Raw genomic sequence first — 19347 nt, 5'->3', positions numbered from 1 at the left:
CCGATTAGCCCCCAATTGGTCGAGCCCGCCCCCCTCCGAACGTCTAGGGCCCGACGAGCCGGATCATATGTCCGGCTCTCATCAAAGGTCAATAATCGGTTACCGCGCGAACATGCCGCGCGGACCGATCGGGCTATACGACGAGGCCGTGGCGCACGGTGTTCTCGCTCACTGCGCGGGCCTCGACGAACTGCAGCAGGTAGTCCGGGCCGCCCGCCTTGGGGCCGGTGCCGGAGAGGCGCCCGCCGCCGAACGGCTGGCGGCCGACCATCGCGCCGGTGATCTCACGGTTGACGTAGAGGTTGCCGACCGGCGTGCGCTCGGTGACGTACTCGATCGTGCGCGGGGAGCGGCTGAAGAGGCCGCCGGTGAGGGCGAACGCGGACTGGTCGACGAGCTCGCAGGCGTGCTCGACGCTCTCGACCGTCTCCAGCGACAGGACCGGGCCGAAGATCTCCTCCTGGATGACCTTGTGGTCGGTCGGCAGGCCCTGGAACAGCGTCGGGGCGACGTAGAAGCCGTCGTCGCGCGAGTCGCCCTGGGCGAGTGGCTTCGCGCTGTCGATGTAGCCCTGGATGCGCTGCTGGGCGGCGATGTCGATCACCGGCGGGACGTCGGTGGCGAAGTCCGCGGCGGGGCCGACGCGGAGCGTGCTGATCGCGCCCGCGAGGCGCTCGGCCAGCTCGTCGGCGACGGCCTTGTGGATCAGCGCGCGCGAGGCCGCCGAGCACTTCTGGCCGCCGAACGCGAACGCCGACTTCAGCAGCCCGGGGACGACGTCGTCGAGATCGGCGTCGGAGTCGACGATGACGGCGTTCTTGCCGCCCATCTCGGCGATGACCTTCTTGATGTGCCGCTGGCCGGGGACGAACGTGTTGGCCGTCTGCAGGATGTTCAGGCCCGCGGCGCAGGAGCCGGTGAAGACGATCGTGTGGATGCGCGGGTCGGCGACGAGCGCCTTGCCGGGCTCGTCACCGCCCGGAAGGAAGCTGAGCGCCTCGAGCGGGACGCCGCCGGCGTGCAGCGCGTCGACGACGGCCTTCGCGCACGCGGGCGCCTGCTCGGCCGGCTTGAGGATCACCGCGTTGCCGGTCGCGAGCGCGGCGGAGACCATCCCGGCGGCGATCGCCAGCGGGAAGTTCCACGGCGCGATCACGCCGGTGATGCCGCGGGCGACGTAGCGCATCGCGTTGCGCTCGCCCGGCATCTGGATCAGGGGACGGCCGCCGTCGAGCGCGAGCGCGCCCTGGGCGTAGTACTCGAGGAAGTCGATCGCCTCGGCCACGTCGCCGTCGGCCTCGGCCCAGGGCTTGCCGGCCTCGCGGACGGCGAGCGCGGCGAGCTCGAAGCGGCGGCTGCGCAGGATGCCGGCGGCGCGCGACAGGGCGGCGGCGCGCTCACTCGCCGGGCGCTGGGACCACGTGCGCTGCCCACGCTCGGCGGCCGTGATGGCGTCGGCGACGTGCTGGGCGGTCGCGGCGTGCGCGTTCGCGACCACCGTGGCGGGGGCGCTCGGGTCCACGGACGCGAACACCTGGCCGTGCACGACGTCCTCGCCGATCAACATCGGCACGTCGAGCGGGAGCTTGGCGTCGAGGGCGCTCAGCGCGGCGAGGGCCTCGTCGCGGACGGTGCCGCGGCGCAGCTCGAGGAGGGGCTCGTTGCGGAAGGTGTTCATCACGGGGCCTCGAGGAGCTCGGCGGTGTCGGTGCCGCTGGCGTGGGCGGCGAGGAAGGAGTCGTTGGCGGTGTTCTCGAGCAGGCGGCGCACGAGGTAGGCCATGCCCGCGACGAGGTCGCCGACCGGGCAGTACGCGCGCACCTGGCGGCCGGTCGCGGCGATCGCGGCCTGCGTGTCGTCGCCGAGGCCGCGGAGGATCTGGAACTCGAGGTCGTCGTTGCCGACGCCGCGCGCGTCCGCGTACGCCGCCGCGTGCGAGATCGACCGCAGGTTGTGGCTGGCGATCGCGACCTTGACCGTCGGCGTGGCGTCGATCAGGCGCCGGCTGAGCGCCTCGAAGTTGCGGTCGCACTCGCGGCGGTCGGTGAACACCGGCGGCGCCCAGCCGTTCTGCGCGGCCTGGACCACTTCATGGTCCCAGTACGCGCCTTTGACCAGGCGGATCACGAACGGGTGCGTGCGGGGCGTGCGCTCGGCCCACGCGAGCAGCTCGTCGAGGTGCTCGGGCGAGTCGACGAGGTAGGCCTGGAGCACGATGCCCGCGCTCGGGCCGTCGGCGAACTCCGGCTGGGAGAGCAGGTCGAGCGTGAGCGCGGTGATCGCCTCGCGCGTGTCGAACGACTCCATGTCGACGTGCAGGTGCGCGCCGACCTCCTTGGCCACGCGCAGCAGGTGCTCGAGCCGCGGGCGCGCGCCCTCGATGCCGCGCTCGGGCGCGGTCGGGCGCAGCAGCGGCGTGAGCGCGGAGACCTTGACCGAGAGGTTCACCTGGCCGGGCTTGGTGGCGGCGCCGGCCAGCGCGCGGAGGGTCTCCTCGCAGCGCCGCATGTAGACGTCGGCCTCGGTCTCGGAGACGGTCGCCTCGCCGAGCAGGTCGACGGTCGTCTCGACCCCGCCCCGCCACAGCTTCGTGATCTCGGGGAGCGCGTCCTTGGCGTCCTCCCCCACGATGAACTGCTGCGCCATCCGCTTGACGCCAGCACCGGCCACCGCCGCGAGCGGACGGCGGGCGAGCGGGCGGCCGGTGATGCCGGTCGCGCGCTGGGCGGTCTTGGACTCGGCGTCCGCGAGGAACTCGTGCAGGTGGCGGATGAGGTCGGCGGGCGTCGCGCACGCGGGGCGCACGTCGACGAAGCGGAACAGCGCCGCGCGCAGCGCCGGGTCCTTCATCAGCAGCTCGGTCATGCGCTGCTCGACCCGAGCGGTCGAGACGAGCCGCGGGCGCGGCATCCGCGCGGCGAGATCGGTCCCGATCTCCTTGATGGGGCGCTCCAGGTCCAGCGGGCGCTCTTGGGTCGTTGCGGCCATACCGGGAATCGTCGCCTTCTCGCCCATGCGCATTGGGTACCCGCCGTCGCGTCTTCACCGAGCAACACGCGACAGCTGTCGCGCGTCGGGGTCTGACCCCTTCACGCGACAGCTGTCGCTGAAGAGGGACAGTCCCTCTTCAGGAACGCGCTTCGTAGAGGCGGAGCAGGCGAAGGCCGAGGTGCGCGGTGAGGAGGTCGTCGCCGCGGGAGAAGTCGAGGCCGGTGGCCTCCTCGATGCGCTGGATGCGCCGGTAGAGCGACGCGCGGTGCAGGTGGAGCGCCTTGGCCGCCGCCGCGACGTCCCCGCCGGTGTCGAGGAAGGCGGTGAGCGCCTCGAACAGCTGGTCGGCGCGACGATGGGTCGTGAGGCCGAGCAGCGGCGAGACCGGCAGCGGCCGCCCCGCCGAGGTCCACAGGTCCGCGACGATGCCCCAGCTGCCGAGCCGTCCCCACGCCGCGACCGGCCCGAGCGCGGGCTCGGCACGGGCGCACAACGCCGCGATCTCGGCGTGGCGAAGCGCTTCCGTGAGACCGGACAGCGCGGTGAACGTGCAGAGGCCGCCGGTGGCGCCGGCGGTCGCGAGCTCGTCGGCGAGCGTCGCCGTGGGGTCGCGGGCGAGGATCACCACGCGGTCCTCGTCGGCGAGCCAGGCGTAGTCGGCCGCGCCGCGGCGGCGCCGCAGGCGCTCGGGGACCTCGTCACCGCCGCGGGAGACGGCCACGGCGAACGAGCCGGTCGGCGGCCAGCGCAGGGTCGCGGCCAGGTCGGCGGCCACGTCCTCGCCGGCCAGGGCGCGGCCGAGCAGCGCGTTGATGCGGCCGCGACGCTCGTCGATCTCGCGCAGGCGGCCCCACAGGTTGTCGGCCACCTGGGCGCCGCCGCGGGTGATCGCGGCGCGGTCGTCGTCGGTCAGCTCGCGCTCGCCGACGATCACCCAGAGGAAGCCGAGGAGGACGTCGCCGTGGCGGATCGGCAGCACCGCGCGCTGGGTCATCCCGAGCGCCGGGTTCTCCGGCAGGTCGACGAGCTCGCGCGCCCGCTGGAGGCCGAGCCCCTCGAGCCAGGCGGCGACCTCGGGCGCGGTCTCGCGGGTCAGGATCGAGCTGCGGCGGACGGGATCGGTCTCGTCGGGCTGCGCGCTGTGGGCGAGCAGCCGCCAGCGGCGGTCCTCGACCGAGATCGGTCGCAGCAGCTCCGCTTCGAGATCGTCGACGATGTCCTGCAGGTCCGCGATGCGGGGGAAGCCTACGACCGCCGCGCGAGCAGCTCGATCTTCTCGGCGGCGACGGCGGTCATCGCGTCGATCGCGAGCTGCTGGAGCTTGCGCACGTCGTCGCCGACGTCGGCGGTCAGCGCGCCGATGTGCGCGCGCCGCAGCTCGGCGTTCACGTTGACCTTCACGACGCCGCGCTCGACCGCGCCCAGCAGGTCCTCGTCGGGCAGGCCGGACGCTCCGTGCAGCACGAGCGGGACCGGCGTCGCCGCCGCGATCTTCGCCAGGTGGTCCAGATCGAGGCGGACGGGCCGCGGCGTGAAGCCGTGCACGTTGCCGATCGCCACGGCGAGCGCGTCGACGCCCGTGCGCTCGACGAACTCGGCCGCCTGCGCGGGATCGGTCATCGCGCCGTCCTCGTGGTCGGTGTCGCTGGAAACGTCCTCGTCGCCGGCGAGCGCGCCCAGCTCGGCCTCCACCCACACGCCCGCTTCGTGCGCCCGCTCCACGACCCGCCGCGTGACCGCGACGTTGGCCTCGAAGTCCTCGTGCGAGCCGTCGATCATGACCGAGCTGTAGCCGAGCTCGATGCACGCCTCGATCTCCTCGACGCTGCGGCAGTGGTCGAGGTGGACGCCGACCGGGACCGATGCGGCGCGGGCCGACGCGAGCGCCGCGGCGGCGAGCGGCTCGCGGCCGACGGCGCCGAACGAGCTCGCACCCGCCTGCAGGATCACGGGGCGGCCGAGCCGCTCGGCCGCGAGCACGATCGCGCGGGTGGACTCCAGCGTGTACGTCGTGATCGCCGCCACGGCCGCGCCGTCGCGCGCCAGCAGCGCTGTCCCCGTCGCCAGCATCTAGCTCCGCACCCGCTCCACGATCTCGGCCAAGGTCCCTTCGTCTCCCACGTTGCCGGCGAACACCACGTACGGCATGCCGAGCGCGTCCGGGTCCGCGTCGATCGGCTGCAAGACGGAGATCATGCCGGGCAGCAGCTGGCCGAGGACCTCAGCGCGGCGCAGGCCGAGCCCGTGCACGGCGACGTCGTGCGAGGTGATGCCGCCCTTGGCGATCAGCCAGCCCGGCCGGGCACGCAACGCGCGGCGCACGACCGCCGTCACCGCCTCCGACACGCGGCGCGAGAAGGACAGGTCGCCGTCGACGCGCTCGCGGCTCGTGTAGAGCAGGACGTCGCCGGTGCGCAGCGCGTCCGCCACCTGCTCCCCCACGCCGGCCGGGTCGAGGTCGGTGACGTCCAGCTCGACCTCGATCAGCCCACAGCGCTCCTGCGCGGCCGCGACCTGGCGGCTGGTGAGCCCGACGTGCGACCCGACGACCACGAGCCCGTGGCCTTCCCGGCGCGGGATCCCGGCCAGCGGCGGGCGCTCCTCCAGCCCCGCCAGCGCACGCGGGAACGACGGCCCGGTGCGGTACAGGAACGTGCGGCCGCTGGCGCGCACGCCGTGCACGACCGCGTCGAGGTCCGCGTAGGACTCGGCGTTGACCACGATCCACTGGCCGTCGCGCGCTTCGGGCAGGCGGTCGGCGTCGAAGCTCCACGCCTCGCCGCCGCCCTTCTCGGCGACGAAGTCGACGAGGTTGGACGCGCTGAAGCCGAACGTCGTGTCCTGCGCGAACTCCGTCTCGCCGACCGGCGTATCGCCCGCGTAGTGCACGTCGCCGCGCGTGAAGCGGCCCGCCTCGAAGAACGCGGGGATCAGCAGCACGCCGTCGTAGCCGTCCCCGAGCACGTCGCGCCGCGCCCGGTCGATCGCCTCGACCTCCGCGACCACGTGCCCGCGCAGGGTGGAGTCGCTGCGGCTGATCAGCTCGACCGCCGGGTCGTGCTCGAACAGGCGGCGGGCCAGATCGTACGTCCGCTCGACCGCCTCGGGCTCCGGGAGCGACCGCGTGTTGGTCAGGTAGAAGGTCAACGGCGCGTCGGCGAGCTCGTCGAGCGCGGTGACGATCATCGCGCCGTGGACGGTCTGCGAGCCGGTCGGGTCGTCGTCGAGGACCGCGATCACGGCCTGCAACCTACCCGGGCGCGACGCCGTGCGCGCCACGGCTTTAGCCATCCGGCCACAGGCCGGACACGCGCCGAGTCCGTGCGGGGGCCGCCGATCGCGGCCGACAACCAGGATGTGCGCCTCGCTCTCAGCCTCGTCCTCGCCGTTCTCGTGCTTCCCGCCACGGCCCGGGCCGACGACGCGATCATCGTCAAGCGCGTCGACGGGCTGACGGCCGGCGAGCGCGCGGCCGTCCGCAGCGACGCGGACGTCCGCCTCGTCGAGACGTCCCCGCTGGCGGACACGGAGGTCGTCGCCCCGCGTGACGGCGACGTCGAGGCGGCACTCGCCGCGCTCGAGGCCGACCCGGACGTCGTCTACGCCGAGCCGGACCTCCCCGCCTCCCCCGCGACCAACGACACGCACTGGGGCCTCCTGTGGGGCCTGCCGCGGATCAGCGTCGCCGACGCGTGGACGCGGACCACCGGCGCCGGCGCGACCGTCGCGGTCGTCGACTCGGGGGTCGACACGACGCACCCGGACCTGGCCGGGCAGTTCACCGGCAACCCGGGCGAGCGCGGCAACGGGCGCGAGACCAACGGCGTCGACGACGACGGCAACGGCTTCGTCGACGACTGGCAGGGCTGGGACTTCGTCAACAACGACAACACGGTCGAGACGCAGGCGCACACGCACGGCTCGCACGTCGCCGGCACGATCGCGGCGCTGGCCGACAACGGGGTCGGCATCGCGGGCGTCGCCCCCGGCGCGCGCATCCTGCCGGTGAAGGTGTTCGGCGCGCCGGGCACGCAGGCGTCCGCGAGCCGGATCGCGGCGGCGTTCGACTACGCCGGGAACGTGGGCGCGAAGGTCGTCAACGCGTCGCTCGGCGGGCTCGGCTACTCGGTGACGGTCGAGAGCGTGATCGCGGCCCACCCGGGCACGCTGTACGTGATCGCCGCCGGCAACGACGGCGCGAACGCCGAGAGCTACTACCCCTGCAACGCGGCCGCCGCCAACGTCGTGTGCGTCGGCGCGAGCGACGAGGACGACCTCGCCGCGAGCTTCTCCAACACCAGCGCGACCGCCGTCGACCTGTTCGCTCCGGGCGTCGACATCGCCTCGACGGTCCCCGGCGGCTACGTCTACATGGACGGCACGTCGATGGCGACCCCGCACGTCGCGGGCGCCGCCGCCCTGCTGCTCGGCGTGCGCCCGGCGGCGACGACCGCGGCGCTGAAGACGGCGCTGCTCAGCTCGGTCGACGTGCGCGCGCCGCTCGCCGGGCTGTCGGTGACCGGTGGCCGCCTGGACGCCGCGGCCGCGACCGACGCCGTCGGCGCGCCCACGCCCACGCCCACGCCGACGCCGGAGCCGCCCGCTCCGACGCCCACCCCCACGCCGGAGCCGCCCGCGCCGCCGCCGCCCCCGGCCCCGCCGGCGCCCGCGCCGACCGCCACGCCGATCCCGGCGCCGGTCGTCTCCAACCTCTCGGTCACCGGCACCGTCACGGCCCGCAAGGGCGCGAAGGTCACGTTCGCCGTGTCGGGCGCCACCAAGGTGTCGCTGGCCGTGCACCGCGCGTGCGGCGCGAAGGCCTGCGCGAGCGCGGTGAGCCGCTGGTCGGCGTCGGCGAAGGCCGGGTCGCGCACCTTCACCCTCGGGCGCCGCGTGAACGGCCGCACGCTCAAGCCCGGGAAGTACACCTTGACCGTCGCGACGAGCATGGGCTCGCGGACGGTCACGTTCCGCGTGCGGTGAGGCGGGTCGTCGTCGCGGCTGGCGCGGTCCCCGTGGCGGTTGCGGTCTGTGCGCGGCATCGTGCTCCTATAGACGACCGGCGCGACCGGAACTCATCGGTGGCGCCGCTACCGTGGGGCGAGGTTTGCGGTCGCTCCTCAATCGCCGGCTGGGTCTGCTCGGCACCGTCATCTTCCTCGCGGTCGCGATCGCGGTGATCGTCGTGGTGGCGCAGTTCCTGCCGTCCAAGGGCGATGAGAGCGAGCGCACCGCCGCGACGCCCACGGCCACCGCCGAGGCCACGCCCTGCCAGGAGCTGGACCCGCCGTACGGCACGCCGCCGCAGGACTTCGACTACGTGCCCGTCGCCGAGGACAAGCGCGCGCAGACGGTCAAGGCGCTTCGCCTGGACGAGGCCGAGGGCAAGGTCGACGTGCGTGACGTCCAGCAGTCGAGCAGCAAGCTCAACCTGGGCAGCCTCGTCGGCGTGCCGAGCAAGGACCCGATCGACTACGCGTCACGGCTGATCGCGAGCTCGCAGGCCACCGGCTCCGAGGTCCAGCGCGCGGGCCGCTACGCGTTGATCCCGCTGCAGAGCGGCAAGCAGATCGCGGTCGGCGTCAAGGGCTGCCGGACGGTGATGATCACCGCCGCCGACCCGGAGGCCGTGAAGTTCCTGGCCTCCGCGGTCTTCAGCGACTAGCGGCGCGCCGCCACCCAGGCGTCCAGCTCGCCCCACCAGCCGAACAGCCAGTCGATCCGCGCGTCGGTGCCCGCCGGGATCTCCTCGGCGGGCACGAGCCACAGCTCGACCTCGATCCGCTTGCGGTCCGGCAGCGTCCGCCACGTGTCGCGGAAGCCGTCCGGGAAGCCGGAGTGGGCGAAGAAGACCACGTCGGCGTCCGGAGCGCCCTCGAGCGCCGCGAGCGCGCCGCCCGGCCGCGGCGCGCCGAGGTGGCCCATGCGCGAGGCGCGCTCGGCCTCGCGGTGGTGGCCGCGGTGCAGCAGCCGCTCGATCGCCCGCTTGCGGCGCTCGGCGGTGACGTTGCCGCCCTCGGGGAAGATCAGCACCGCGTCCTCCGGGCCGAGGCCGTGGCTCATGACCTTGATCTCGCGCTCGATGTCGCCGCCGCGCGGGTCGACGAACCGGTTCGGCAGGCGGCGGCCGATCACGTCGATCAGCGGGTCCAGCGCGAGCAGCTGGTGCATGACGATCCGCGGCCGCCGGCGGTGGCGCCGGAGCAGATGGTCGAGCACGAGCAGCGAGTCGCCCTCACCGGAGTGGATCGACAGCACGACGAGCGGCCGCGTGCGCGCGGCCAGCGCCGCCTCCGCGGCGGCCGACCCGTGCATGGTGATGCCGACCCGCGCGACCCGCAGCGCCGCGCGCGCGATCGCGCCGACGAACCAGCGCATGACGGCGTAGTGCGGCCCCTGCGCCCCGCCGCGCCCGGACGCCCACAGCAGCGCACACGCGGCGACCGCCGAGACGTGCCCGACCGCGTACGTGAGCACGAGCGCCAGCAGCCGCAACGGCCGGCGCCCGCCGAACAGCGGCGACAGCAGGGCCGCGATCGCGGTGAGCAGCGGCGCCGCGGCGATCAGCGCGAGCTCGAGCGCGAGCACGACGGGCGCGACGGTGACGCGCCGCACGCGCGGGGACGGGACGCGCATCAGGCCGCGGCGCGCGTCACAGGCCGCGCTCTCGCAGGTACTCGGCGGACGCCGCGTGGGCACGGGCGATGCTCTCGGTCACGTCGAGGCCGCCCCGGTAGCGCAGCGCCGAGAGGTCGTTGTACTTCGGGGGCTCGACCTGGCCGGTGGGCATGACGTGGACCTCGACGGTGTCCGGGAGCGCGGCGAGGTCGCCGACGAAGCGGTGCCGGCGGGCGATCTCGAAGGCCACGAGCGCGACCTCCCAGGGACGGCGGGGTGGTTGCAGCGGACGGTCGACGCGGCCGACGTGCATGACGAAGATGCGGTCGGCGCCCAGGGAGACGGCGCGGCCGACGGGGATCGAGTTGACGATGCCGCCGTCGATGAAGTGCTCGCCGCCGACCTCGACGGGCGGCAGCAGGCCGGGCACGGCGGCCGAGGCGAGCACCGCGTCCACGAGCGAGCCGGAGGTGAACCAGTGCTCGGCCGCCTGCTCGATGCTGGCCGCCACGCACTGGAAGGTCACCGGCAGCTGCTCGATCAGCGGCAGCTCGAGGGCCTCGTCGAGGATCGCGCGCAGGGCGGTGTTGTCGTGCAGGTGCGTGCCCGTCCGCGCCAGCGTGGCCAGGCGGTTGAAGAGCGAGCCCGCGAACACGTCCGAGCTCTCGAGCGTCCCCCACAGCTCGCCGAGGCGGACGGCCTGCTCGACCGTGGGCGAGGTGGCGATCGCAGCGCCGTTGATCGCGCCGACCGACGTGCCGACGACCATGTCCGGAGCGATGCCCCGCTCGACGAGCGCGCGCAGCATCCCGGCCTCGTGCGCGCCGAGCTGACCACCGCCGCCGAGCACGAACGCCGTCGTCATGGACGACGAACCTAGCTCATGGCGAAGGCCGCCGACGCCACGATCTCGCACAGGCGCTCACGGCGCACGCAGCTCGCGAGCGAGAACGAGTCCGCCAGGGCGTCCAGCGCGGCGTCGTCGAGCCCCGCGAAGTAGGCCGCGTACTCGCCCACCATCGCCTGCGCGAACAGCAGGTGCCGCACGAGGTCGTCGGTCGTCGAGCGTGCGTCCCACGGGTACGGCTCCCAGCTCGGGAACTCGCGCGCGATCAAGGCGTGCAGCGGCTCCATCACCTCCGCCTGCTCGCGATCCGTCGAGCCCCAGGAGTCCACCCCCAGCCGGGCCTTCTTCCCCAGGAACTCGCCGAACAGACGCATGTACAGCGACGACGGCGGCGTGTGCACCAGGCCCTGCAGGCCGACGTCCTTGTACGTCCACAGCGACCAGCCCGCGCCGCGGGACGCGTACAGCTCCAGCTGGTCCTCCAGCAGCGCGTATCGCGGCTCGTCCGACTCCGGCACCCCGGTGTAGACCGGGCCGAACTCGCCGACCCAGATCGGCGTCCCGGTCTCCCGCTGGTAGCGCGTGCGCTTGAGGAACGTCGCCTCGAGCCGCGACGCGTCGCCGTCGTAGGGCCCGCCGAAGGCCATGCCGTCGCGGGCGTAGTCGTGGCACGCGTAGACCGCGTTCTCCACCGGCTCGCCGAAGCTCGAGAAGTCCGTCGAGTACGTGTTGCCGTCCAGGAAGACGATGTGGTCGGGATCGACCTCGCGCACCGCGGCGACGGTGCGCGCGTGCCACGGCCCGACCAGGAGCCCGGAGGGATCGGCCGGCTCGTTGAGCAGGTTGTAGCCCGCCACCCAGCGGTTCCCGGCGAACCGTCCGGCGAGCTCCACCCACAGCGCGGTCGCCCGATCCATGAAGTGCGGGTGCTTCCAGAACGCCGCGATGTGCGTCGCGTTGTCCGAGTGCCAGTGCTGGTTCTGGCTGCCCGGCACCGCGTGAAGGTCGATCACCGAGTAGATGCCGTGCGCCCCCAGCACGTCGACCGCGGCCGCAAGTCGTTCGAAACCTCTCGAAAGCCACTTGAACGGCTCCGCGTCACTTTCGAAGTGACGTTGATTGATCGGCAACCGCACGCAGTTGACGCCGAGCCCCGCCAGCAGCTCGGCGTCCTCGGCCGTGAAGAACCGGTCCAGCAGGCGCTCGAAGAAGGCGTCGGCGCGCGCTTCGCCGAGCACCGCCCCCACCGCGTCCCGCATCGCGCTCTCGTTCGCCGGATAGCCGGTGATGAAGTTCTCCATGTTCATCCAGCCGCCCAGCCCGACGCCGCGCAGGACCACACGCGCGCCGGCCTCGTCCACGATCGCGTTACCGACAACGCGCAGACCCTGAAAGTTTCGCGCCATTCTCGAAACATATCTGATACGTTGCGGCGATGGCACAGCGCGTCACGATCGCCCGCATCGCTGACGCCGCGGGCGTCTCGGTACCGACCGTCTCGAAAGTCGTCAACGGCCGCGCCGACGTGGCTCCGGAGACCCGGGAGCGGGTCGAGCGGATGCTGCGCGAGCACGGCTACCGGCGGCCGGCCGCGCCCGCCAACGCCTCGCTCCTCGACGTCGTGTTCAACGAGCTCGAGAGCCCATGGGCGATGGAGATCATCAAGGGCGTCGAAGAGGTCGCGCGCGAGAACGACCTCGGCGTCGTCCTGTCCGCGCAGGAGGGTCCGGGAGCGATCGGGCGCTCGTGGGTGGACGCGGTCGCGAGCCGGCGCAGCGCGGGGCTCATCCTCGTGGTCTCCGAGCTCACCCCGGAGCAGATCGGGCGGCTGACCGCCCGCAGCATCCCGTTCGTGGTCGTCGACCCCGCCGGGGAGCCGGCGTCCGGCGTCCCGTCCGTGGGCGCGACCAACTGGAACGGCGGCCTGTCGGCCACCCGGCACCTGCTCGAGCTCGGGCACACGCGGATCGGCATGATCGGCGGTCCACCGTCGATGCTGTGCAGCCGCGCCCGGGTGGACGGCTACCGGGCGGCGCTGGAGACGGCCGGGCTGACCGTCGACCCGGACCTGGTCCGCTGGGGCACGTTCCACCTCGAGGCCGGCTTCGAGCAGGGCACCGCGCTGCTGGACCTCGACGACCCGCCGACGGCGATCTTCGCCGGCTCCGACCTCCAGGCGTTCGGCGTCTACGAGGCCGCTCGGGTCAAGGGGATCACCATCCCCCAGGACCTCAGCGTCGTCGGGTTCGACGACCTGCCGATGGCCCGCTGGGTGGGGCCGCCCCTGACCACGATCCGCCAGCCGCTGACGGAGATGGCCGCCACAGCGGCTCGCCTCGTCCTCGGCCAGGCCGAGGACCGTCGCGTCGAGCTCGCGACGACGCTCGTGGTGCGCCAGAGCACCCGGGACAGCAGATGACAGGAGGAGAGGGAGATGACGAGACCGATCCGCAGCGCGCTGGTCCTGGCGGCCGCTGCCGCGTCGCTTGCCGCCTGCGGAGGCGGTGACGACGACCCCGCGGGCTCAGCCGCGAAGAAGAGCGACGGTGGGCCGGTGACCATCGAGTGGTGGCACATCCAGAACAACCCGCCGATGAAGGGCATCTGGGCCGACGCGGTCCAGGCCTACCAGGCCGACCATCCGAACGTGAAGATCAACGTCACGGTGCTCGAGAACGAGGCCTTCAAGGCCAAGCTCACGACGACGATGCAGAGCGGCAAGGTCCCCGACATCTTCCAGTCCTGGGGTGGCGGCACGCTCAAGGAGCAGGCGGACGCCGGCCTCGTCCAGGACGTCACCGAGCCCACCAAGGCCTGGATCGGTGAGCTCAACCCCGCCGCCACCGGGCTCTACGAGCTCGACGGCAAGCAGTACGGCATCCCGTTCAACCTCGGCATGGTCGGCGTCTGGTACCGCAAGTCGCTCTTCGAGAAGGCGGGCATCGAGACGCCACCGGCCACCTGGGACGAGTTCCTGACCACGGTCCAGACGCTCAAGGCCAAGGGCATCACGCCGCTCGCGATCGGCGAGAAGGACAAGTGGCCGGGCATGTTCTGGTGGGCGAACCTGAGCCTGCGGATCGCGGGCAAGGACGCGCTCGCGCAGGCCGGCGAGGACGGCTCGTTCGACGGTCCTGGCTTCGTCAAGGCGGGCGACGAGCTCCAGCGGCTGATCGACCTGCAGCCCTTCCAGAAGGGCTTCCTGGCCGCCCCGTGGGACGGCGCCGGCGGTGAGGCCGCGCAGATCGGCACCGGCAAGGCCGCGATGAGCCTGATGGGCCAGTGGGCGCCGAGCACCTACGCCGCCAACGCCAAGGACGCCGACGCGGTCCTGGGCGACCTCGGCTGGTTCCCGTTCCCGACGGTCGACGGCGGCGCCGGGGGCCCGACCGAGCAGTTCGGCGGCGGCGACGGGTTCGCGTTCGGCAAGGACGCGCCGCCCGAGGCCGTCGACTTCGCCAAGTTCCTGGTCACCAGCGACGTCGCGAACAAGGCGGGCGCCAGCGGCGGCATCCTGCCCGTCAAGAAGGGCACCGAGTCCTCCGTGACCGACGTGAACATGAAGTCGGTGCTCGACGCGCGGGCCAAGGCCGACTTCGTGCAGCTCTACCTCGACCAGGCCTACGCGCCCGCCGTCGGCCAGGCGGTCAACGACGCGGTGCAGGAGCTGTTCGCGGGCAAGGCGTCGCCGCAGGACGTCGCGGGCACGATCGCCGATGCCGCCAAGGCCGGATAGCGCCGCCGTCGCCGGGGTCCTCCCCACCGCCGTCCGCCGGGCACGCCGCGCGCGTGCCCGGCGGCGCTGGCGCACGATCGCGTTGTTCCTCGCCCCCGCGCTCGTGCTCTACGGCCTGCTGGTGATCGCCCCGGTGCTGCAGGCGATGTACTACAGCGGCTTCAAGTGGAACGGGCTCGGCGACCTCGACGACTTCGTCGGCCTCGAGAACTTCCGCCGCGCGTTCTCCGACGACGTCTTCACCGGCGCGCTCTGGCACAACGGCGTCTTCATCGTCCTGTCGCTGGTGATCCAGCTGCCGTTCGCGCTCGCCGTCGCGCTGCTCGTGAGCGCGCGCATCCGGGGCCGGGCACTGCTGCGGGTGCTGTACTTCGCGCCGTTCGTGCTGTCGGAGGTCGTGACCGGCGTCGTGTTCACCCTGATGCTGCAGCCGGGCGGCCTCGCGGACAGCGTGCTGCCGGTCGAGCGCGAGTGGCTCGCCGACCCCGGCATCGTCCTCTACACGCTGTTCGTCGCAATCTCCTGGAAGTACTTCGGCTTCCACATGATCCTCTACCTCGCCGGCCTGCAGCAGATCCCGCGCGAGCTCGAGGAGGCCGCGATCGTCGACGGCGCGAACCGCTGGGACGTCTTCCGGCACGTGACGCTGCCGCTGCTCGGACCGACCATCCGCATCTCGGTCTTCCTCAGCATCATCGGCGCGCTGCAGCTCTTCGACCTGGTGTGGGTGATGACGGGTGGCGGCCCGGTCCACGCCTCGAACACGATGGCGGTCTACATGATCGACTGGGGCTTCAAGCGCTTCCAGTTCGGCTACGCCAGCGCCGTCGCGGTGATCATGCTCGCGATCTCGCTCGCGTTCGCGCTCGCCTACCAGCGGTTCGTGCTGCGCCGGGACCTCGACGGCGCGCTGACGAGCATGGGCCGATGAGGCGGGCGGCCCTGTACCTGTTCGCCGGCCTGGTCGCCCTCGCGATCCTCGTCCCGGTGCTGTACGCGGTGCTGGGCGGCTTCCGCGACACGGCGCAGCTGGCCGCCGACCCGGTTGGGCTGCCGAGCCCGTGGGTGTTCTCCAACTACGGCGACATCCTCGGCAGCGGCTCCTTCTGGCGCCAGGTGCTCAACTCGACGCTGATCGCGGTGATCAGCACGCTGCTCACCGTCCCGCTCGCGGCGCTGGCCGCCTTCGTGTTCGCGCGGTTCGCGTTCCCGGGACGGGAGGCGCTGTACACGGTCTTCACGCTCGGGCTGCTGTTCCCGGTCGCGGTGGCGATCCTGCCGATCTTCATCATGGTCCGCAACCTCGGGCTGCTGGACAACCCGTTCGGCGTGGCGCTGCCGCAGGCCGCCTTCGGGCTGCCGCTGACGATCGTCATCCTGCGCCCCTTCTTCGCGAGCTTCCCCAACGAGCTCCAGGACGCGGCGGCGATCGACGGCTGCGGACCGGTGCGGTTCTTCTGGCAGATCCTGCTGCCGCTGTCGCGCCCCGTGCTGGCGACCGTGAGCGTACTCGCGCTCGTCGGCTCGTGGAACGCGTTCCTGCTGCCGCTCGTCGTGCTGACCGAGGCCGACCACTGGACGCTGCCGCTGGGCGTGACGAACTACTCGACCCAGTACACGGCGGACATCGCGCGCATCCTCGCGTTCACGACGCTGTCGATGGTGCCCGCGCTGATCTTCTACGCGTTCGCCGAGCGCCATCTCGTGCGCGGGCTCACGAGCGGCGCGGTCAAGGGTTGACCGCGCCGCCCGGTCAGCCGGCTACGGGTTCGTCGTGCTGAGCGTGAACGTCAGCGTCTTGCTGTACGTCCCCGTGCGCAGCGGATCGTTGGCCTTGATCAGCTGCTTGTAGGTGATGCCGACGTCCTCGTTGGAGGTCGGGCCGGTCCAGGTGGACTTCGAGAGCTCCACGCGCAGCGGCTCGGCCAGCGAGAACGCGCCGTTGGTCATGCGCCCGGGGTCGGACACCGACAGCGTCGCGTCGCCCGCCGTCGAGATCACGGTGGCCTTCGACGTGGCCGTGTAGTCCTGCGCGACGCCCGGCACGAACGTCGGGAACGTCGCGGCAGCGCCGAGCGTGAGGCTCAGCGTCGCCGGCACGGTGCCGCCGACCGGAGCCGTCGGCGCCGCGGTGAGCGACACGTCGGCGTGGCTGACGTCGAAGAAGACGTTGCCGATCGCCTCGACCTTGATGCGCGCCTTGGTGGCGTTGACCGACGGGAACGTGACCTCGTGCGCGCCGTCGTTGGGCGTGCTCTCGGCCAGCACCGTCGGGTACGTCAGGCCGCCGTCCGTGGACAGCGAGATCTTCACGTTGGCGACGGAGATCGGCGCGAGGTCGGTGCCCGCGACGTCCCAGGTGACGTTCTGCTTCGTGGTGCCGAAGATCACCTGCGAGAGGTTCTGGGAGGTGACGCGGAACGCGCCCGCGCCCGGGGCGACGGTCACGCGCGTCTGCGCGTAGCCGAGGCCGCCGCCGCCCGCCTTGCCGTCACGCGCGGTCAGGCGGAACGTCATCGTGCGATCGCTGAAGAAGCCGACGTACTCCGCCGTCGGCAGCCACTCGGCGAAGCACTCGCGCGCCGCGACAGGGATCGCCGTGTTGCCGCCCGGCAGCGTGCCGACCTCGCAGCGCCCGGTGCGGGCGTTCGTGTTGTCGGCCAGGATCTGCAGCATGTCCGGGAACGTCCGCGTGGGGTTCGTCCCGGCCAGGTTCAGGCCCGGCGAGTGGTACTTGAGCGAGTCGGCCAGCGCGATGTCCGTGCCGACGCCGAGCTGGCGGAACAGCGGGCCGTTGGTCTTGGTCTGGCTGACGAGCGCGGTGCCCGCGTTGCTGACGTTCTGCAGCCCGCCCGGGTCGTTCTGCTCCCACATGTACGTGAGCGCGTCCCCGTCGGGGTCGACGGCGCTGCCGGTCAGCGCGAACGGCGTGCGCGGCGGGATCGTGTAGGTCGCCGGCACGGTCACGTCCGGCGAGCGGTTGCCGGTCGGCGTGATCGTGCTGCCGCCGTTCTGGATCGCGCCGCCGCGGGCGGTCTCGCCCACGAAGCCCGTCCCGCCTTCGACCGCCAGGCTGAGCGGCGGCTGGTCGGCGCCCGCGAGCGTCCCGGTGAACGTCACCTGGAAGCCCGTGGCGTCGAATGCGCCGCCGCCGAAGCCGGTGACGGCCGCGGTGGCGCCGGTGCCGAGGATGCCGGCGCCACCCTTGGTGGTCTCGATCACGGTGCCGTCGACGCCGGTCGCGCCGACCACGGCCAGCGACTCGAGGTCTTGGTTGGCCAGCGTGCCGCCGAACAGCAGCGTGTAGCCGGTGTCGCTCAGGTTGCTGACGCCGACCGTCGCGCCCGTGGGCAGGATGCTCGTGCCGCCCTTGGCGATCTCACGCACGGCGGCGGTGACCGTCGTCGCGCTGGGGGTGACGGCGATCGCCGGGACGTCGGTGCCGGCCAGGGCGCCGGCGAACGTGACGGTGAAGCCGGTGTTGCCCACGCCGGTGACCGTGACGGTGCCCGTCGAGCCCAGGATCGCGTTGATGGCGGCGGCGATCGTGGCGGCGCTGGGCGTCGTGCCGCCGAGCCCGAAGGCCGGCGTGCTCTGCCCGTTGACCTGGATCGTGTAGGCGCTCTGAGCCGGGTTGAAGCCCGTCAGCGTGACCTGCTGCTGCTCGTTGCCGCCCAGCAGCGCGTTCGCGATGCCGGCCGCCGTGTTGTTCTGGCCGCGGACGATCACGTGGCTCTCCGCGCCCTTGTAGGCGAGCTTGTACGCGTCACCGTTGGCGTCGTAGCCGACGAGGCGCACGGCCTGGACCTCCTGGCCGTTGAGCGCGCCCTGGATGTCCGCGGCGGTGTAGCTGACGCCGTTGACGAACGGGCCGACGGTCTTGCCGTCCCACGTCAGCGTCAGCGAGTCGGTGCCCGCGAAGTCGCGCAGCGCGACGTTCTGGACCTCGTTGATCGCCGGACGGTCCGAGCTCACGTAGTTGAGGATCGTGTGGTAGCTGGCCGGGACCCAGTACGGGTCCGAGTGCGGCTGCAGGTTGTCCTGGCCGCAGATGCCCGCGTACGCCATCACCGACGAGCCCGAGCCGGGCTCGTAGCCGTTGGCCGCGCTGCGGTTGCCGCCGCAGTTGACCTGGGTGCCGTTGAACGAGTGCGGCGCCGAGAACTGGTGGCCCATCTCGTGGGCGACGTAGTCCACGGCGAAGTAGTCGCCGACCGGGGTGGTGAGCCCGGTGCAGCCGCGCGCCTTCTGGTCGCCGCCGACGCCCTGCCCGGCGACGCCACCGCCCGAGTTGCCCATGGCGATGTGGCCGATGTCGTACGCGCCGGCACCGACGATCTGGCCGATCACGATGCGGTTGCGGTCCAGCACGTTGCCGCACGAGCTGGTGCCGGCCGGGTAGCACGGCGCGGAGCCGCACGGCCCGTTCGCCTGCGACGCCAGCGCGGCCGTGTTGAGGTTGAGCTTGTCCGTGTCGTTGATCAGGACCATCCGGATCGCGGACTCGGTCTCGTAGATCTGGTTGACGCGGTTGATCAGCGCGACCTTGGCGGCGGTCACGTTCGCGGCGCCGTGGTAGGTGGCGTAGCTGGGGTCCGTGACCAGCGCGAGCCGGTACGTGCGCAGCTGGACCTCCGGCCCGAGCGCCTCGGCCGTCGCGGCCGCCGAGCCCTTGGCGTCGACGAGGCCTTCCTCCTCGACGAGCGCCTTGGCCTCGTCGTGCGCCAGGTCGCGCGTGCGGTAGCTGACGTAGACGTCCTTCGCGGCGCCCTTGTAGTACGGATCGACGTACCAGTTGCCCGATCCCGTGCGGACCGCGGCGTGGAACCCGATCGGGCTCGTGTCCGCCACGATCGACGCACGCGGGTCGTCGATGCCCTCGCCCGCGTAGGTCTTGATCTCCGGGTGCGCGGCCGCCAGGCCCGGCTCCATGATCGCCGTCTCGCGCACGCGGAAGCGCTGCAGCTCGCCGTCCGGGCCGGGCACCGTCAGCACGGTGGCCGCGGCGCCGCGGCTCTTCGCGCTCGCGCCCAACCCCGCCGCGAGCCCGCTCTCGTCGAGCGTGAACGCCTTGAAGCGCTCAGGCTTGACCTCGGCGTTCTTCGCCGACACCGATCCCGCGATCGGCTCCCACACGTCCCCCTGCGCAGCGGCC

General features: G+C 72.6%; 15 protein-coding genes. 6 read left to right on the top strand and 9 right to left on the bottom strand.

Annotated features, from left to right (window positions below; genetic code table 11):
- Positions 1-133: 133 nt before the first annotated feature.
- The 5 genes from C8N24_RS25925 to C8N24_RS25905 form a co-directional block, all read right to left on the bottom strand.
- A complete protein-coding gene (locus C8N24_RS25925; protein WP_121255596.1) occupies positions 134-1678 on the bottom strand; it encodes an aldehyde dehydrogenase family protein in 1545 nt (514 codons plus the stop codon).
- Positions 1678-2988, bottom strand: coding sequence for a proline dehydrogenase family protein (locus tag C8N24_RS25920; RefSeq protein WP_170179424.1), 1311 nt, complete (start codon positions 2986-2988; stop codon positions 1678-1680). The genes C8N24_RS25925 and C8N24_RS25920 overlap by 1 nt, the downstream gene beginning before the upstream one ends.
- A gap of 139 nt (positions 2989-3127) precedes the next feature.
- Positions 3128-3985, bottom strand: coding sequence for a PucR family transcriptional regulator (locus tag C8N24_RS25915; protein ID WP_121255592.1), 858 nt, complete (start codon positions 3983-3985; stop codon positions 3128-3130).
- Positions 3986-4236: 251 nt separating this feature from the next.
- On the bottom strand, positions 4237-5061 hold the full coding sequence (locus tag C8N24_RS25910) for a class II fructose-bisphosphate aldolase (protein WP_121255590.1): 825 nt from the start codon (positions 5059-5061) through the stop codon (positions 4237-4239).
- Positions 5062-6231, bottom strand: coding sequence for a four-carbon acid sugar kinase family protein (locus tag C8N24_RS25905; protein ID WP_211340150.1), 1170 nt, complete (start codon positions 6229-6231; stop codon positions 5062-5064).
- Between the two features lie 117 nt (positions 6232-6348).
- Between C8N24_RS25905 and C8N24_RS25900 the strand changes: the two genes are divergently transcribed.
- Together C8N24_RS25900 and C8N24_RS25890 are read left to right on the top strand one after the other, a co-directional pair.
- The gene (locus C8N24_RS25900; RefSeq protein WP_170179423.1) at positions 6349-7974 is read left to right on the top strand and encodes a S8 family peptidase; all 1626 of its coding nucleotides are present in this window, start codon (positions 6349-6351) and stop codon (positions 7972-7974) included.
- A 124-nt stretch (positions 7975-8098) separates the two neighbouring features.
- Entirely contained in the window at positions 8099-8656 is a 558-nt protein-coding gene (locus tag C8N24_RS25890) for a hypothetical protein (protein ID WP_121255586.1), read from the top strand.
- Here C8N24_RS25890 and C8N24_RS25885 read toward each other — a convergent pair.
- The 3 genes from C8N24_RS25885 to C8N24_RS25875 are packed head-to-tail and all read right to left on the bottom strand — an operon-like array spanning position 8653 to position 11862.
- Entirely contained in the window at positions 8653-9627 is a 975-nt protein-coding gene (locus C8N24_RS25885) for a 1-acyl-sn-glycerol-3-phosphate acyltransferase (RefSeq protein WP_121255584.1), read from the bottom strand. The genes C8N24_RS25890 and C8N24_RS25885 overlap by 4 nt on opposite strands.
- A 16-nt stretch (positions 9628-9643) precedes the next feature.
- Positions 9644-10474 carry a patatin-like phospholipase family protein gene (locus C8N24_RS25880; RefSeq protein WP_121255582.1) on the bottom strand — a complete coding sequence of 277 codons (831 nt, stop codon included), beginning with the start codon at positions 10472-10474 and terminating at the stop codon, positions 9644-9646.
- A gap of 11 nt (positions 10475-10485) precedes the next feature.
- Positions 10486-11862, bottom strand: a complete 1377-nt coding sequence (locus C8N24_RS25875) for a glycoside hydrolase family 5 protein (RefSeq protein WP_121255581.1) — start codon at positions 11860-11862, stop codon at positions 10486-10488.
- 29 nt (positions 11863-11891) lie between these two features.
- Between C8N24_RS25875 and C8N24_RS25870 the strand changes: the two genes are divergently transcribed.
- From C8N24_RS25870 to C8N24_RS25855, 4 genes are read left to right on the top strand one after another with little or no spacing between them, the layout of a single operon-like run.
- Entirely contained in the window at positions 11892-12875 is a 984-nt protein-coding gene (locus C8N24_RS25870) for a LacI family DNA-binding transcriptional regulator (protein ID WP_121255579.1), read from the top strand.
- Positions 12876-12890: 15 nt separating this feature from the next.
- Positions 12891-14192, top strand: a complete 1302-nt coding sequence (locus C8N24_RS25865; RefSeq protein WP_121255577.1) for an extracellular solute-binding protein — start codon at positions 12891-12893, stop codon at positions 14190-14192.
- The gene (locus C8N24_RS25860; RefSeq protein ID WP_121255575.1) at positions 14173-15123 is read left to right on the top strand and encodes a carbohydrate ABC transporter permease; all 951 of its coding nucleotides are present in this window, start codon (positions 14173-14175) and stop codon (positions 15121-15123) included. Before C8N24_RS25865 ends, C8N24_RS25860 begins: the two co-directional genes overlap by 20 nt.
- Positions 15120-15932, top strand: a complete 813-nt coding sequence (locus C8N24_RS25855; protein ID WP_121255572.1) for a carbohydrate ABC transporter permease — start codon at positions 15120-15122, stop codon at positions 15930-15932. The genes C8N24_RS25860 and C8N24_RS25855 overlap by 4 nt, the downstream gene beginning before the upstream one ends.
- Positions 15933-15953: 21 nt before the next feature.
- Here C8N24_RS25855 and C8N24_RS34815 read toward each other — a convergent pair whose 3' ends face one another.
- Complete coding sequence (locus C8N24_RS34815; protein WP_211340149.1) at positions 15954-19304, bottom strand: reprolysin-like metallopeptidase; 3351 nt, start codon at positions 19302-19304, stop codon at positions 15954-15956.
- Positions 19305-19347 lie beyond the last annotated feature (43 nt).

Origin of the sequence: Solirubrobacter pauli (assembly GCF_003633755.1) — a bacterium.
Taxonomy (GTDB): Bacteria; Actinomycetota; Thermoleophilia; order Solirubrobacterales; family Solirubrobacteraceae; genus Solirubrobacter; species Solirubrobacter pauli.
Note: the sequence above shows the minus strand (reverse complement) of the source record. Positions and strands in the feature narration are given on the sequence as shown.

Coding starts and splice junctions, on each gene's coding strand:
- C8N24_RS25925 (WP_121255596.1), bottom strand. CDS start 1,678: ATGAACACCTTCCGCAACGAGCCCCTCCTCGAGCTGCGCCGCGGCACC.
- C8N24_RS25910 (WP_121255590.1), bottom strand. CDS start 5,061: ATGCTGGCGACGGGGACAGCGCTGCTGGCGCGCGACGGCGCGGCCGTG.
- C8N24_RS25885 (WP_121255584.1), bottom strand. CDS start 9,627: ATGCGCGTCCCGTCCCCGCGCGTGCGGCGCGTCACCGTCGCGCCCGTC.
- C8N24_RS25855 (WP_121255572.1), top strand. CDS start 15,120: ATGAGGCGGGCGGCCCTGTACCTGTTCGCCGGCCTGGTCGCCCTCGCG.
- C8N24_RS25865 (WP_121255577.1), top strand. CDS start 12,891: ATGACGAGACCGATCCGCAGCGCGCTGGTCCTGGCGGCCGCTGCCGCG.
- C8N24_RS25860 (WP_121255575.1), top strand. CDS start 14,173: ATGCCGCCAAGGCCGGATAGCGCCGCCGTCGCCGGGGTCCTCCCCACC.
- C8N24_RS25875 (WP_121255581.1), bottom strand. CDS start 11,862: ATGGCGCGAAACTTTCAGGGTCTGCGCGTTGTCGGTAACGCGATCGTG.
- C8N24_RS25880 (WP_121255582.1), bottom strand. CDS start 10,474: ATGACGACGGCGTTCGTGCTCGGCGGCGGTGGTCAGCTCGGCGCGCAC.
- C8N24_RS25870 (WP_121255579.1), top strand. CDS start 11,892: ATGGCACAGCGCGTCACGATCGCCCGCATCGCTGACGCCGCGGGCGTC.
- C8N24_RS25920 (WP_170179424.1), bottom strand. CDS start 2,988: ATGGCCGCAACGACCCAAGAGCGCCCGCTGGACCTGGAGCGCCCCATC.
- C8N24_RS25915 (WP_121255592.1), bottom strand. CDS start 3,985: ATGACCCAGCGCGCGGTGCTGCCGATCCGCCACGGCGACGTCCTCCTC.